This window comes from Streptomyces sp. NPDC001339 (assembly GCF_042895955.1).
Classification (GTDB): domain Bacteria; phylum Actinomycetota; class Actinomycetes; order Streptomycetales; family Streptomycetaceae; genus Streptomyces.
The window spans coordinates 549634-564201 of sequence record NZ_JBIAWT010000002.1 but is presented as its reverse complement, the minus strand read 5'-3'; the positions used below and the strand labels follow the sequence as shown (position 1 = coordinate 564201).

At 69.2% G+C, this 14568-nt stretch carries 10 protein-coding genes; 8 read left to right on the top strand and 2 right to left on the bottom strand.

Going from position 1 to position 14568, the window contains the following annotated elements; all coding sequences use genetic code 11:
- Positions 1–374 precede the first annotated feature (374 nt).
- Positions 375–734, bottom strand: a complete 360-nt coding sequence (locus tag ACFY12_RS07715) for a hypothetical protein (RefSeq protein ID WP_390714826.1) — start codon at positions 732–734, stop codon at positions 375–377.
- Between the two features lie 1521 nt (positions 735–2255).
- Here ACFY12_RS07715 and ACFY12_RS07710 point away from each other — a divergent pair.
- From ACFY12_RS07710 to eccCa, 6 genes are all read left to right on the top strand, one after another.
- Positions 2256–2699, top strand: a complete 444-nt coding sequence (locus tag ACFY12_RS07710) for a PH domain-containing protein (RefSeq protein WP_390714825.1) — start codon at positions 2256–2258, stop codon at positions 2697–2699.
- 5 nt (positions 2700–2704) lie between these two features.
- Positions 2705–4093, top strand: a complete 1389-nt coding sequence (locus ACFY12_RS07705; protein WP_390714824.1) for a PH domain-containing protein — start codon at positions 2705–2707, stop codon at positions 4091–4093.
- A 392-nt stretch (positions 4094–4485) separates the two neighbouring features.
- Entirely contained in the window at positions 4486–4755 is a 270-nt protein-coding gene (locus ACFY12_RS07700; protein ID WP_390715081.1) for a hypothetical protein, read from the top strand.
- A gap of 160 nt (positions 4756–4915) precedes the next feature.
- The gene (gene eccD, locus ACFY12_RS07695) at positions 4916–6271 is read left to right on the top strand and encodes a type VII secretion integral membrane protein EccD (RefSeq protein WP_390714823.1); all 1356 of its coding nucleotides are present in this window, start codon (positions 4916–4918) and stop codon (positions 6269–6271) included.
- A 389-nt stretch (positions 6272–6660) separates the two neighbouring features.
- Positions 6661–7563 carry a MinD/ParA family protein gene (locus ACFY12_RS07690; protein ID WP_390714822.1) on the top strand — a complete coding sequence of 301 codons (903 nt, stop codon included), beginning with the start codon at positions 6661–6663 and terminating at the stop codon, positions 7561–7563.
- Positions 7564–7612: 49 nt separating this feature from the next.
- The gene (eccCa, locus tag ACFY12_RS07685; RefSeq protein WP_390714821.1) at positions 7613–11587 is read left to right on the top strand and encodes a type VII secretion protein EccCa; all 3975 of its coding nucleotides are present in this window, start codon (positions 7613–7615) and stop codon (positions 11585–11587) included.
- Between the two features lie 96 nt (positions 11588–11683).
- On the opposite strand, the gene ACFY12_RS07680 is transcribed toward eccCa, so the two are convergent.
- Positions 11684–12631 carry a hypothetical protein gene (locus ACFY12_RS07680; protein ID WP_390714820.1) on the bottom strand — a complete coding sequence of 316 codons (948 nt, stop codon included), beginning with the start codon at positions 12629–12631 and terminating at the stop codon, positions 11684–11686.
- Positions 12632–13137: 506 nt separating this feature from the next.
- Between ACFY12_RS07680 and ACFY12_RS07675 the strand changes: the two genes are divergently transcribed.
- Entirely contained in the window at positions 13138–13518 is a 381-nt protein-coding gene (locus ACFY12_RS07675) for a PadR family transcriptional regulator (protein WP_390715080.1), read from the top strand.
- Positions 13515–14516 carry a hypothetical protein gene (locus ACFY12_RS07670; RefSeq protein WP_390714819.1) on the top strand — a complete coding sequence of 334 codons (1002 nt, stop codon included), beginning with the start codon at positions 13515–13517 and terminating at the stop codon, positions 14514–14516. Before ACFY12_RS07675 ends, ACFY12_RS07670 begins: the two co-directional genes overlap by 4 nt.
- Positions 14517–14568: the final 52 nt, after the last annotated feature.

Sequence of the window (14568 nt, the reverse complement as noted above, 5' to 3'; positions counted from 1 at the left end):
GGGCTGAGCTGGCGATGCATGCTGACCGCTGCCGAGGTGGCCCTCGTCTGCTGGGGCGGAGGCGACCTCGCGGTGGGCGGCGGAGCGCGATCGAGTGTTGGCACGGATCGAGAAAAGGCCCGGGTACGAAGGTCCTGCGGCTACGCCTCGACGGGCCGTTGTGGGTGTGGCCGCAGGCCGGTGGAGCGAGCTGGAACTGCTCTCGTCCCGCATCTGATTCTGACCGGCCCACCGTCGGCCCACTGGGACCAGTCGCTCGGGACCTGGTGGCGGAGCCAGCGCACCCCACCCGATCTTGGGAGAGCACCACCGAGCTCGGCCGTCGTCCATGTCCGTAGGTACCCCTGTGTGAAGTGACGGGTGAGCTGCTGCTGTCAGAACTGTGCACGGTCGCCGATGTACCGAGTCGTCTCGCAGGCCGTCCGGGAGATGCGGGCGAACTTGACGCACAGTTTGGTGTCGGTGCCGGTATCGAAGGTGCTCCAGGTGTAGCTGAGCGTATTCCCAACCCGGTGCGCCTGTGCTGTGCGGAAGTGCCGCCCATTCATGAAGAGGCTGACGCTCCTGCGTTCTGTCCCTCGAGAAGGATTAGTCCAGACCGCCGTCACAGAGTTCAGATGATTGCGACCGTCCAGACGGATACATACCTGAGGGCCCGAGAAGTGGTGCGTGCATGCACTGGTGTCGGCCGCGGCCGGTTCAGCGGTGGCGATGGAAAGCAGCACCGCAGCCATTCCCAGAGGAATGAAACGCATCAAGAGTGGACTAATTGCTGTAAATGTCATGCTTGATCAACGCACGACCGGCCACAAAGGAGTCATCGCCTCCTCGTGACCACCCAACTGGCCGAGCCCAGGAAGACCTCTTGGTGAGGACGTCAGCCTCCGAACATTCCACGACATAGCTGCACCAGGTCCGAACGAACCTTGCCGGATGCCATCTGACACACGAACCGAGGATTCACAGTCGCTGATGGACGCTGAACTCTCGAATTCCCCCGAGGAACAATGGACGCTCGGTACTTAGGGCGGCTCTTGCGTTGTTTCGGATGAACCGAAGACGAGTACGCATGATGCTGCGGGGGCAATGTACGCACCCGCGTGGGGTGCCACTGAGGCATCGCGTGATGCGTATGACCAGGGGTGGGCTTGGCTGCCTTTGGCGGCCGCTGACGCTCGTGAGGTGTGCGTGCCATGGACGGTGCGGTCACCAGCTGCTCGCGGGGCTGTTGTGCCGGTGTCATCAGAGGCCGGGGAACTGGCGCAGCGGTTTGCCCAGCGGGTGGGGCTAGCGCCGCCGGAGGAGGGCCGTCTGCGTCAACGGAAATGCAGCCGGTGGTTGCCAGCAGCAGGATCGTCATCACGGTGGGCAGATGTGGAGCGCGCACGGCGTCACCGTGGCGAAATCCTGAACGCTGTACAACCGACGCGCCGGATGACCGGCAGGTTACCCCGCAAGCAGCCCTGCAGCGCTATGGCCAGGCGGGGCTCTGAACGGAGATCGCGGCGGTCTCCGCGCGGCCCACGGCCACCCTCGGCGTCACGACAACCTTCGGCTCCCGCCACCAGACCGCAGGCCAGGTCGGCCGGCACGCCGTCGCCGATGCCGGCGAACAGGTGCAGCATCCCCCAGTGCAGGCCCGTCCCATCCGTCGCCACCCGCAGCAATTGGCTCTCGGCAGCAGCCCGAGGACGGTCGTGCACACTGCGCCGGCCGTCCTCGCGGTGACCGTGGCTCGGGTGAGCATTCCGGACAGCCGCCGCAGCGTCCACCACACCACGGTGAGCAGCAGCACGTCGTCGGCACGATCGAGCAGCCAGTCGCCAAGCGGTGCTCCCGCTGGTCCGGCCAGAAGCCGAGCAGCAACCACTGTCACAGGAGGTCGCCCAGTTCGGCGAGCAGCCCGACGTTCGGGGAGACAATGTTGGAGCACAGCGGGACCGGCTCGTAGGAGAAGACCACCAGGGACAGTGCGATCACCGCGATCCCGACCGGTCCCGACAGTGGCGGCCAGGCGTGCAGCGCGCACCGGGACGACCTCCTGCGACAGGACCGGCGCCCCTGGCCGTAACCTGCGCCAGAAGGACTGTCACCACCGCCGCGGCCGGAGTCCTCAAAGTCGGCGGCCTAGCCCCGGGGCCCGTCCACGCACAACGCCCTCTGCGGAAATCGAGCATTAGGGTGTACGAATGCACGTGGGGAACGCAGATACGGGGATGTCGGCGGCATCGGAGATATCCGCCGAATAGCGGGGAGTGCCCAGGGAACTGCTGCGGCTGCGTCGGCTGCTGCTCGCCTTGACGCTGGTGCCGTTGGCGGCGGTGCTGGCCGGACTGCTGGGGTGGCTGGTGGTGCCGGTCCTGGCGCTGCTGGGGCTGCTTCCGTTGCTGGCGCTGGCCTGGTGCTGGCGGCTGCTGGAGCGCAACTGGCGGTCTTGGCGGTATGCGGAGCGTGCGGACGACCTGCTCATTAGCCGGGGTGTGCTGTGGCGTGAACTGACGGTGGTGCCGTACGGGCGGATGCAGCTCGTGGAGGTCACCTCCGGGCCGCTGGAGCGGCACTTCGGGCTTGCCACGGTGCAGCTGCGCACCGCGGCGGCCGCGAGCGACGCCCGGATCCCGGGGTTGGAGCCGAAGGAGGCGGCTCGGCTGCGGGACCGGTTGACGGAGCTGGGCGAGGCCCGTTCGGCGGGGCTGTGAGCGCTGTGGACGAGCAGTCTGTGCCGGACACCGCACCGGATACCTCGGTTACTCCCAAGGCGGTAGGTACCCCGGGTGCGCAGGGGGCCGGTGAGCGTCGGCTGCACCCGCTCACCCCGCTGCGCCGCGCCTGGGCGCCGCTGGCGGGCGTCGTCTTCTTGTTGCGCCAGGACTGGGCCCGCGAGTGGTTGTCCGGCCTGGACCGTGGATGGCTGGTGGCGGGCGGGATTCTCGTCCTGCTGGCCTCGGCCGCGTACGGCGTGCAGTCCTGGCGCTGTACGTACTACGCCCTCACTGACAGCGAATTGCGCATCCGCACTGGTTTGTTCTTTCGTCGCACCGCGCACATCCGCCTTGAACGCCTGCAGGCCGTGGAGATCGCCGAGCCGTTGCTGGCCCGGGTGGCGGGCGTCGCCAAGCTCAAGATGGACGTCATCGGCACCGAGGACAAGGACGAGCTGGCCTATGTGGGCAAGCGGGAGGCACGGGCGCTGCGGGCCGAACTGCTTGCGCTGGCGGCCGGGTTCACGCCCGAGTCCGCGCAGGAGGCGGGTGAGGCGCCGGTGCGCGAGCTGGCGCGGGTGGCCCCCAAGCGGCTGGCGGCCGCAGTGTTGCTGGACGGCTCCGTGGCTTCGACGCTGGTCGGCGTCGCGCTGACGGGTGTGGCGGCGGTGTGGGCGCTGGACAGTATCTGGGCGGTGGTCGCTGCGGTGGCCGGCGGGCTCGGGCTGATCTGGGCGGCGACCGGCGGGCGTTACATGGGCGAGTACGGCTGGACGGTCGGCGAGTCCCCGGACGGGCTGCGGCTCGACCACGGACTGCTGGACCGCAAACACGAGACGGTGCCGCCCGGACGGGTGCAGACCGTGCGGCTCGTACGACCGTTGGCGTGGCGGCTGGCAGGCCGGGACTGGGTGCGTATCGAACTGGATGTCGCGGGCTCGGACAACAGCCTGCTGATACCGGTGGCCGGGCCCGGCACAGCACAGCGGGTGGTCTCCTGCATCCTGCCGGGTACGGACCTGGAGCAGGTACGCAACGGGCTACGGCCGGTGCCGCGACGAGCTCGGTGGCGGGCCCCGGCGCGGTGGCGCGGCTTCGGCTATGCGGCGCAGGACGAGGTGTTCGCGGCGGCGACGGGCCTCCTCACCCGAAAGCTGTCGCTGGTGCCGCACGCCAAAGTGCAGAGCGTACGTTGCCAACAAGGGCCCTGGCAGAGGGCGTTGGGCCTGATGAGCGTCGCGGTCGACACCGGAGCGAACACCACGGTACGGGCGCGGCTGCGGGCGGCGGACGAGGCACTGGACATCGCGGTGGAGCAGGCGGAGCGCTCCCGCACGGGGCGGTGGAAGGCCCGCCCGGACCGCTGGATGAGCGACGCACCGGTTGCGTAGCAGAACACTGTTCTTGCTGACCGGCGACGTTCCCGCAGCGCGGAACAGCCTCGAATGGTCCCTGGAAACGACAAAGATTCCAACCGATCAGGCGGTGAGTGGTTGCTGTGGGTATGCAGGGACCCTGTACCCCGGCCCAGGAGACATCAGTAAGCAAGGTCCGACGAAGCCGCCCCCACGGGAGACAAAGGCGCCTCGTATGCGCCGGCCAGACGTGCTGGTGAAGAACGGGAGGTTCCGGGCAACGTATGAGGTTGCTCGACCAATCGGCTGTGCGGCGTCAGATGCGGAAGTGCGCCATCATGCGGGAGGGCCTCGGCGTGATGGTAGGCGCGTTCCGTCCGTGGCCGGGGATTCATAGATGGACCGTGACGGAAGCGACGGACGAGGACATGGCGCGGGATTACGACAGTCAGCTGCTGGAGTCGGTGGCTGTACGCCGGCGCAGGATGCGGGATGCCCTGTTGTTCGGCGCGCAGCGGGGGCGGCGTACGGCGGACGAGCGGCTCGGGAAGGTTTTCGCGGGGATCGCCATCACAGCGGTCTTGTGCGCGGGGTGTGTCGGGTGGTCCTTCCTTCAGCACACGCTGGCGCAGCAGAAGGCAGAGCAGGAAAAGCAGCAGCGCAAGGTGCAGCAGTACGAGCAGCCGACGAAGTCTTGAAGTGTCCAGGTTTGGGGCTTTTTGCATCGTTCTCTAGGAATATACGAAAGCTTCCCGTAACGGACAGGGCGTTCTCTGAAGCGGGCTGGGTGGAGGTGGGCTGCACAGGCATGGCTGGTTGGCCCGGACGCCTTCGCGTGGCGATGATAGGTTCCGGTAGGTGGTGAGCAGAGGAACGACTTCGCAGGCGCAACTGAGCCGAGTGACGTTGGTCGGTGAGCGGCGTCGGGCTGACGTCGTTCTGCTCTCTGATACGCCCATTGGGCAGTTGCTTCCGGATGTCCTGCAGTTGTTGGATGACCGGTCCGGGTCGCGTCCCGTGACGCGGCAGTTGATGACGTCCGATGGTTCTGCCCTTCCGCATGACAGCACGCTGGCATCGGCGGGGATTGCTGATGGTGCCGTGCTTCGGCTCGTCAGGACGCACTCTGCTCCGCCTGCCCCCGTGGTGCACGATGTGACCGATCAGGTGGCTGACGACCTCGACCTGAGGGCCTGGCGCTGGCGTCCGGCTGCGCGGCGGGCGAGTGCGGGCGTGGCGACTGTCGCCTTCACCGTGGTCGCCGCGCTGCTCGCCCGCCACGAGTTCGCGCTCGACGCCCTGGCCGGCGGCTTCTCGGCGATCACGCTCGTCCTCCTGGCGGCCGGTGCCCTTGTCGCGAAGATCGGGCGGGGAAACCGGGGTCTGGCGACGGCGCTCCTGGTCGCTGCCGCTGGGCTTGGGGTTTTCGCCGCGTGGACGGCCGCCGACGCGTATGGCTGGCCGGGTACCGCGCGGCTGGCTGCCGTGGCGGGTGTGCTGGTCCTGACGCTTGTGTTTCTTGGATACTTTTCGCCGCTCGGTAGGGGCGGGCTCGTTGGTGCGGTGACCACCGCCACGATCGCGGTCGTGTGGGAGGTGGTTGCCGCCAGCCAGGGGGATCCGGCTCGGCTCGGTGCCGTCATGGCGGTGTTCTCTCTGGTACTGCTGGGGGTGCTGCCGCGGCTGGCTTTGATGGCGTCGGGTCTCACCGCGCTCGACGATCGCCGCTCTGGTGGAGCCTCTGTCAGCCGTCATCAGGTGGGTACCGCGCTCGCGGCGACGCACCGCGGACTGGCCTTGTCGACAATTGTCACGGCGGTCTCGGCTACCGCCGCCGGCTGGCTGCTCACCCTGGCCAAGGAGCCGACGGTGTGGGCCGTGGTGCTGGCGTCGCTCGTCGTGGTGGTGCTGGTATCGAGGGCACGGGCGTTCCCGCTGGTGGCCGAGGTCCTGGCGCTCTTGGCCGCTGCGTCGTGTCTCGTCGTGCGCTTGGTGATGGTGTGGGCGGAGCATGCAGGGGGCGCTGGGCCGCTCGCTGTGCTGGGCGTGGTTGCGGTGCTACCGCTGTTCGCTTTGGCGGTCGAGCTGCCGGAGCATGTACGGGTGCGGCTGCGGCGTGTGGCTGACCTGGTCGAGTCCATCGGCATGGTGGGGCTCTTCCCCCTCGCCTTCGGTGTTTTCGGTGTGTACGGGCAGTTGCTCAACCAGTTCTGAAGTTCCGAGTCGATGTGCAGGCGCTCCAGCGGAGCGGCAGGTGGGGGTGAAGGGCAGGCATGCCGAACGCTGATGGCTGGCAGGGCGACGTACTGCGCGACCTGAGGGGCGGCGCCCAGCAGGGTGCGCACGTGCCCGGCGGGCAGACGTACTCCGCTTCCGTGCCGGACTCGGGTCTTCCTGCGCAGAGCGCCCCGGTGCCGGACGCCGCCTGTGCGGGTGGTGCGCCGGAGCAGGCCGGCTACCCGTATACGGGGCCAGAGCGGCAGGCGGGCCAGCACGTCGGCTGGCCACAGCAGGCAGGCCAGCAGGTCGGCTGGCCGCAGCAGGCCCCGGCCTCGTACGCCACGGGGCCCCAGCCCAGCAGTGCCTCTGGTTCCCTGCCCGTTGTGGACGAGGAGCTGGCCTGGGCGGTACGGCGCAAGCCGCGGCACGGCGAGTCGGTCGTCGCTCGTGCCGCTCGTGCGGTGCGCCGCACGTTTTCTTCGTCGGCCGCGCATGAGGTCGCTGAGGTGACCCGGACCGCCGAGGTGCTGCAGCAGCCTGTGACGACCGGTCGGCAGATCGCGGTGACAGCCATTCGGGGCGGGTCCGGCAAGTCGACCGTCGCCGCGTTGCTCGGCACCACGTTCGCGCATTACCGGCAGGATCCGGTCCTGGTTCTTGAGGCCGATCCGGCGCTCGGTTCGCTGCCGTTGCGGCTCGGTGCGAAGACGCGACGTTGGACCACGAGCGATATCGGGGACATCGTCAAGCCGGATATGTCGCTGCTCGATGTCACCGGTTATCTCGTCCAGCTGCCCAACAATGCCTGGCTGTTGCCGGCCAGCCAAGGGCAGATCGGTGTAATGCTGGACAGCCGGGCGTATGAGCGTGCTGTGGTGGCGTTGCGCCGCTACTTCGGTGTGACCGTCATCGACTGCGAGACGCTCCCTGCCGAAGTGGCCCGGGTTGCGCTCGCCGCCGCGCATGGCCGTGTTCTGACCGCGCCCGCCACGCCGGAGGGCGTCACGAGTACGTTCTCGGTGCTGCAGTGGATGCAGGGACTGCCGCGGCATGTGATCGCCGGAACGGTCGTCGTGCTCACCGAAATGGCGCCCCACTCAGGACTTGACCTCGATGAGGCAGCGCAGAGGCTCAGGTCCACCGGCGTGAGCGTGCAGGTTCTGCCGTATGACCGGCATCTGGCGGCCGGTGGCCCGGTCCAGACCGACTTGCTCGCTCACCCGACCAGGAAGGCGGCCGCCGATATCGCCGCGTCCGTCTTCCAGCTATCCCTGCAGCGTCACTGACCCAGATACTGACCTCCATGCCGTGCCCGATCGTGAATGACGGACAACGATGAGTACCCGACTGATCCACCGCCCGGCCCGAACCACCAGGCCCCCGGCCGCCTCCGAGGCACGCATCATCGAGGCCCCGCCCAACCTTCCCGAGGGGAAGGCGGGCAACATCGCGATGTCGCTACTGCCCATCGCCGGTGTCATGTCGTCGGTGGTGATGATGACGGTGGTGCGCAACAGCCAGTTCGCCGCACTGGGCGCGATCATCCTCGTCGTCACCGTCATCGGCTCCGTCGCGCTCGTCTTCTCGCAGCGTGGCAAGGCCCAGCGCACCCGGCGCACCCAGCGTGAGGCGTATCTCGCCTATCTGGAGGACCTGCGCGAAGAGCTTGCTGCCGAGGAGCGCCAGCGTCGCGAGCGCGCTGGGGTCCTCAACCCGCCGCCGGCCGCTCTGTACGACGTCGTGCGTGATCCGGCGCGCCTGTGGGAGCGCCGTCGTGTCGATGGCGACTTCCTGCGGGTGCGGGTCGGCACCGGTGAGATGCCCGTACGCGATCTGCAGATCGCTCAGCAGGGCTCGTCGGTCCTCACCCCGCCTGACCGTTTCATGCTCAACGAGGCTTCGGCGTTGATGGCCCGCTTCCGCATCGGCACCGAACTCCCGCTCACCGTCCCACTGGACCGGGTCGGCAACGTCAGCGTCATCGGCCCGCGCGAGGATTGCCTGCGCGTCGCGCGTGCCCTGCTCATCCAGGCTGCCGCCCTGCATGCCCCCGACGATGTCGCGATGGCTGTCGCGGTGCCCGGGGACCGGCTGGCGGACTGGGAGTGGGCCAAGTGGATGCCGCATCTGCTCGATGGCGAGCAGTTCGACGGCCCCGTCGCCGCGCGCCGTATCGCGCCTTCCACGCCCCAGCTCGCCCGGCAGCTCGGCCCGGAACTGCGCCGCCGCGCCTCTTACGCGGCCGAGGTGCGCCGCGGCCTGTCCGGCAACGACGCCCTGTCCATGACGTCCCGGCTGGTGGTCGTCGCCGACGGGCACGGCGAGGACGCGGTCGAGCTGCCGCGTCCCGACGAGGCGGTCGGCCTGCGCGAGATGGGCGTCACCGTTGTCCACCTGCTTGAGCAGCAGGTCCAGGAGCCGGGACACGTCAGCGTCCGGATCACCGTCGATGGCGATCAGGTGGTCATCGAGGACCTGCGCGAGCAGGAGCCGATCCACGCGCAGGGCACGGTGGACGAGGTCAGCATCCCGTTCGCCGAGGGCCTGGCCCGGATGCTGGCGCCGCTGCGTCTGTCCGCCGAATCGCTCGCCGATGCTCCCCTGACCGGTCCGGTCGACTTCGCCGACCTCCTCGGCATCGACGATGTGGCGCAACTGGACTTGTCACGTCTGTGGGCACCACGGGGTGAGCGTGCCTATCTGCGCGTGCCGATCGGCATCAACGATGCCCGCGAGCCGGTGCTGCTGGACCTGAAGGAGTCCTCCGAGCTGGGCATGGGCCCGCACGGCCTGTGCGTCGGCGCCACCGGCTCGGGGAAGTCGGAGCTGTTGCGCACCATCGTCCTCGCCTTGGTGGCCACGCACCCGCCCGAGGACCTCGCCCTGGTCCTGGTCGACTACAAGGGTGGGGCGACCTTCGCGCCGTTCGCCGACCTGCCGCACGTAGCCGGCGTCATCACCAACCTGGAGAACCAGGCGGGCCTGGTCGAACGCGTCCACGCCTCGCTGGCCGGTGAGGTCAAGCGCCGTCAGCAGGTCCTCAAGGACGCGGGGAACATCGCCGACATCGGCCACTACGCCGCGCTGCGCGCCAGCCGGCGGCCCGACCTGGAACCACTGCCGCACCTGTTCGTTGTCATCGACGAGTTCGGTGAACTGCTCACCGCAAAGCCGGACTTCATTGACCTGTTCTTGTCCATCGGCCGCATCGGCCGCTCGATCGGGGTGCATCTGCTGCTGTCCAGTCAGCGCATCGAGGGCGGCCATCTCAAGGGCCTGGACACCTACCTGTCCTACCGGCTGGGCCTGCGGACCTTCTCTGCCGACGAATCCCGCACCGTCCTGGACACCACCGACGCCTTCCACCTGCCGCCGCTGCCCGGCTTCGGCTATCTCAAGGTCGACACCAGCCACTACGACCGTTTCAAAGCCAGCTACGTCTCCGGCGCCTACCGCGGCCCCGTGCAACGCGAGGAGGACGAGGACACCGGGCCTCTCGCCTTCCCCTACGACACCTACAGCACCACCACCGGCGCGGAGGATCAGAGCGAGCAGGAGTCGGCGATGCCGCGCCGGGAGATGGGGCCGACCGAGCTCGGCGTCATGGTCGACCAGCTGGCCCACGCCGCCAGCCCGGTGCGCCGCATCTGGCTGCCCCCGCTGCCCGACGCGATCGCCCTGGACACCGTCGTCGGCCCCCTGGACGTCGGGGCGCGCGGTATGCAGCTCGCGGCGCGTCGTGGGCCGCTGGAGGTACCACTCGGGCTGCTCGATGATCCGGCCAGGCAGTGGCAGGGCCAGTGGTACCTGGATCTGACGGTGGCCGGCGGACACGCCGCCGTCATCGGCGGCCCGCAGTCCGGCAAGACCACCCTCCTGCGCACTCTCGTCCTTTCCCTCGCGCTGACCCACACCCCGCAGCAGGTCGGTATCTACGGCCTCGATCTAGTCGGCGGCGGCCTGGCAGCCCTGTCGGGCCTGCCGCACGTCGGCGGCATCGCGGGCCGCGCCGACCGCGAACGCGCAGCCCGCACCATCGACGAAGTACGCACCATGCTCGCCGCCCGGGAGGACCTCTTCCGCGAGCACGGCATCGACTCCGTCGACCAACTGCGCACCCTGCACGCGACGGGCCGGCTGCCTCAGCTAGCCTCCGCCGAGATCGTGCTCGTCATCGACGGCTTCGGCGCGCTGCGCGACGACTTCGAAGAGCTGGACGACGCTGTCGCCGACATCCTCAAACGCGGCGGCGGCTACGGCATCCACGTCGTGGCCAGCATGCTCCGCTGGAACGACGCACGCATCGCCGTCCAGTCGAACTTCGGCACCCGCCTCGAACTGCGGCTGAACGACCCCAGCGAATCCAGCATCGACCACAACCTCGCCAAGACCCTCTCGCCCGACGAGCCCGGCCGCGTCCTGACCGACGGCAGACTCTTCGCCCAGGTCGCACTCCCCCGCACCGACTCACTCACCGACACCACAGACCTGGGCACCACCCTGGAACGAGCGGCCCGCACGATCCGCGCCACCTGGAGCGGCGACGTCGCCCAACCGATCCGGGTTCTGCCGCACATCCTGGAACCCGGCCAACTGCCGGGGCCGGCCGCCGAACCCAAGCGGGTTCCGATCGGCCTGGACCAAGCTGCGCTCCAGCCCGTCGTGCTCGACCTGTTCCAGCACGACCAGCACCTGCTGATCATGGGCGACAGTGAATGCGGCAAGACCAACCTCCTCAAGACCATCGCCCGCGGCCTCATCGAGCGCTACGGCGAGGACGAGCTGGTCTTCGCGGTCATGGACCCGCGCCGCGGTCTGCGCGGCGCAATCCCCGAAGAGTTCAACGGCGGCTACGCGTACAACGCCAAGCTCTGCGCGGGCCTCGCCGCCGGTATCGCCACCGTCTTGGACAAGCGACTGCCCGATGAGAGCACCCGCCTGGAGGACCTTCAGCCCGGCAGCTGGGGCGGCGGACCACGGATCGTGGTCCTCGTCGACGACTACGACGTGCTCACCACCGCCGGCCAGGAACCCCTCGCGGCATTCCTGCCGTACATCCCTTCCGCAGTGGACATCGGACTCCACTTCGTCCTGACCCGCCGCGTCGCCGGCGCCTCCCGCGGCATCTACGAACCCCTCGTCCAAGGCCTGCGCGAATCAGGATCCTCAGCCATCGTCATGGCAGGAGACCGCGGCGAGGGCCAGCTGTTCCCCGGCGTCTACGCCGCACAGCAACCGCCCGGCCGCGGCGTCCTCATCCGCAGAGGCCAGCCCAACCGCCTGATCCAGACCGCCTACTCCCCGGAATAACGCACGGCCCTCTCCGCTGAGGGATGTGTGGAGTGCGGTCAGGGCTGCGGTACGGCAACTGCCCCATCGCGCCGAGCAAGAGCCAACACGGATGACCTAGCGTTCGCTGCCACGCAGCAGGGTGTAGCGCTGCCCACTGTCCGGGTCGCCGACGTAGTAGTAGAGGGTGGGGCGTTCCGGCGTTCCGGCGATGCTCCAGGTGGTGCCACAGGCGCCCGCAAGTTGCAGATCTTGGCTGTGCGTCCCGCTGTTCCCCAGGCTCCACTTGCCCGTTCCCTCGCAGTGGCCATGGCCGGTGTCGCTCAGCCGGCGGGCAGTCGCCCGCCCGTCGGCAGCGAGTTCGAGTGTGCCGCCGCGGCCGTCCTGCCAGATGCCGACCACATCGGTAAGGCTCAGGTGGGGCGGCTCATACAGCTTCACCAGGCCAGTCGCATAGGCCAGCCCGCCCACCAGCGCAAGCCCCACAGCACTGGCAGCTCCCGATGCGACCACCTGTAGGCCCAGCTTCAGGCCGCTCCGCGGCTCGGTGCGGGACGCCGCCAGCCGGGCGAGCAGCGCGCCCGGGACGATGATCCCGGTCAGTGCCAGCCACCACCAGGCATGGGCCGTCGGCGAGCCCACTGCCCCCGAAGCCATCGCGTACAACACGCTGCCCACGACAAGCAGCGCCGCCGACACCACCGAAGCCGCAAGCAACACGCCCCACGATGCCCACTTCTGCGTCCACCCCCAGCGATCCTCCGCCCAGCGCGCCAACCAAACAGTGGGCAGTACCAGCAAGAGCGTTGCGAGAAGGCCAAGAATCACGCTGGCGAGGGCGAGCACCGGCAGGAGGAGAATCATGAAGACGAGACCGAGGCCGTTGAGCTCGGTCCCGGGATCCTGCGACAGGCCGATGAGAATCAGGACCACACCCCCGATGGCCATTTCAGCCACCAGGGCCGCCGCCGACACCAGGATGGCCCTGCCCGTCCAGATGTCCCGAGGGCACGCCCCGTGGACGCCCTGCCCCAGCGGGCTCTCCGCCATTACCTGTCCACTCATCCGCATCACCTCTCCCACCTGCGATGATGCATCCGCTGTCGGCGATGCCTCACACCGGGGGCACGTTTCGGTCATTCCTTCCAGATGAGCAGAATCCAGGCCGACAGGGCATGGCAATTCACCCGGTCCTCACTCAACAGGCAGATCGGCCGACCTGAAAGGCGGACGGGCGGACGAGATCGGCGTTGCCCGGACCGCCGCGGAGGACTGGCCGGCAAGCGTGAAGGGCGCCTCCTCCACCGTTCACGAGAACCTGGCCTCGAACCAGGACGACCCTTCAGGGACTACCAGGACTACCAGTCGTGGCCGACGACTCAGGCGGGGTATCGGTTCGCCACAGCGGAGCGGGACCAGATCAGCTGAGACGGCATCCGGCATGCACCGCGCCCGGGACACTTCCGGGACCACGTCACCTGGAGGTTCGAAGCGTTCCGCGAAGGGCCCGGCCTCACCAAAGCTGAATATATCGGCAGCCGAGATAACATGGCTTCATGACATCGAGGAGCATGACACAGGCGGCGTTCTTCGTCCTGACCGCCCTGGCCGACCAGCCGCGGCACGGGTATGGCATCTTGCGCGAGGTCGAGGAGCTGTCCTCCGGCGAGGTGCAGTTGCGCGTCGGCACCCTCTACGGAGTGCTGGACCGGCTCACCGCCGACGGACTGATCGTCCTGGACCGCGAGGAAGTCCAGCAGGGACGGCTCAGGCGGTACTACCGCCTCACCGACGAGGGCGTCCAGGCCCTCACCGCCGAGGCGGAACGGATGGCGGCCGGTGCCAGCGCGGCCAGGAAACGGATCACCGCAGGCCGCCGCGCCCCCGCCCCGGCCGACGTCAAACCCGCCAAGCCCGCCACCGGTCCCCGACTCGCCGGAGGTCTCGCATGACGACACTGCTAGAGACGCGCTACCGCGCGGTACTGCGCCTGCTGCCCGCGTACTACCGCCGGGCGCGGGAGGACGAGATGGTCGAGACGTACCTGTGGGACATCGACCAGGAGACGGCGGACCAGAGCAGGCCCACCGTGGGAGAGGTGGCGAGCGTCGCCGCTCTGGCGGTGCGCAGCCGGCTGGCGGCCACCGGCGCGCCCCGGCCCTATGCCCTGCTCGGCGCGGCGGCGCGGCTCTTCGTGCTCTTCGCCGTCCTGCTCCAGGCGGCCTCCGCGGTCGTCGACCGCGTCCTGGCACTGACCTGGGCGTCGACCGGCGATGCCGCGCGGTGGGAGATGTTCGCGTCGGGCTTCACGGGCCACGGACTGCCGACCGGCATCATCTCCGTCGCCGGCTGGACGCTCCCCCTGCTCTGGACGGCCGGATACGTCGCCCTCCTGCGTGACCGCCGGCGCCTCGCGCGGGCGGCCGTGCTGCTGGCCGCCCTGCCCACGGCCTGGCCGTTGGTGGCACCGCTGGTGGACGAATCGGTCCCGCCGGACCCCGCGTACGCGGCCGCCTCGGCGCTCCTTGCCTGGCTGACGGCGCTCGCGCTCTGCGCGGCCTACCACCGTGACGCGCCCCCGGCCTCGCTTCCCGGAGGCTCTCCGGGACTGCTCTTCATGGCCTGCTGCGTGGTGATGGCAGCCTCCATCGTGCTGTCGCCGATAGCCGCCGACTCGGTGTGGGCACCGGCCACCTGCTTCCTCGTGGGCGCACTGGGCTGGCTGCTGTGGCGCGCCCCGCGCACGGACCAGGGCACCGCCTGCGCAGCCGTCGCCCTCGCGGCACTGGGCCTGCTGATCCTGGCGATACGCGTGGCGGTCCTGTACCAGTGGCTCGACGTGCCCACCCCCGACGCGCTCCTCGCCGGTGTCCTGGCACAGACGGCCGCGCTCGTCGTGCTGACCGGGGCACTCGCTGCCGTGGCCGGGCGCGGCCTGCGCACGCGCTGAACGGGGCGCGGCCAGGTGCGAGCCCATGTCACCGCCGCAGGGAGGCAGAAGG